Source organism: Shinella sp. M31, from assembly GCF_049199205.1.
Taxonomy (GTDB): domain Bacteria; phylum Pseudomonadota; class Alphaproteobacteria; order Rhizobiales; family Rhizobiaceae; genus Shinella.
The window spans coordinates 1-954 of sequence record NZ_JBLZPH010000224.1; the positions used below are offsets into that span (position 1 = coordinate 1).

At 64.7% G+C, this 954-nt stretch carries 1 protein-coding gene; it reads right to left on the minus strand.

Features of this window, described 5'->3' with window-relative positions:
• Window positions 1–923: electron transfer flavoprotein subunit alpha/FixB family protein (locus ACOZKU_RS27945; RefSeq protein ID WP_421581635.1), on the minus strand; the 923-nt coding region annotated here is incomplete at its 3' end.
• Window positions 924–954 lie beyond the last annotated feature (31 nt).

The following is a 954-nucleotide window of genomic DNA, read 5'->3' on the forward strand; positions in this document are numbered from 1 at the left end:
GCCTTCTGCAGTTCCGGCAGGGCCTCGAAGAGGTCCGCGACGAGGCCGTAGTCGGCGACCTGGAAGATCGGTGCCTCCTCGTCCTTGTTGATCGCAACGATCACCTTACTGTCCTTCATGCCGGCCAGATGCTGGATCGCACCCGAGATGCCGCAGGCGACGTAGAGCTGCGGTGCGACGACCTTGCCCGTCTGCCCGACCTGCCAGTCGTTCGGCGCATAGCCCGCATCGACGGCAGCGCGGCTTGCACCGACGGCAGCACCGAGCTTGTCGGCGACCGGAAGGATCACCTCCTGGAACTTTTCCGACGAGCCGAGCGCACGACCGCCCGAGATGATGATCTTGGCCGGCGTCAGTTCCGGACGGTCCGAGGAGGACAGTGCATCCTTGACGTGGGTCGAGAGGCCCGGGTTCGCTGCGGCCGCGATCGTCTCGACCGAGGCGCTACCGCCCTCGCCGGCCGCGGCGAAGGACGCCGTGCGCACGGTGATCACCTTCTTGGCGTCGGTGGACTGAACCGTCTGGATGGCATTGCCCGCATAAATCGGACGCTTGAACGTGTCGGCACTGACGACCTCGACGATCTCGGAAACCTGCGCGACATCGAGCAGGGCGGCAACGCGCGGCAAAACGTTCTTGCCGACCGAGGTCGCCGCCGAGACGATGGCATCATAGCTGCCGGCCAGCGACACGATGAGTGCCGCCAGCGGTTCGGCGAGGTTGTTTCCGAGGCTCGCATCGTCGGCGAGCAGCACCTTGGAGACGCCCGAGAGCTTTGTAGCCGCATCGGCCGCGGCCTTGGCGCCCAAGCCGGCGACGAGCACATGCACGTCCGAGCCGATCTTGCTTGCTGCCGTCAGCGCCTTGGCGGTCTGGTCGGAAAGGCTAACATTGTCGTGGTCTGCCAGAAGAAGAATGGCCATGTTCGTAATCTCCTCAAATCTTCCGGATCAA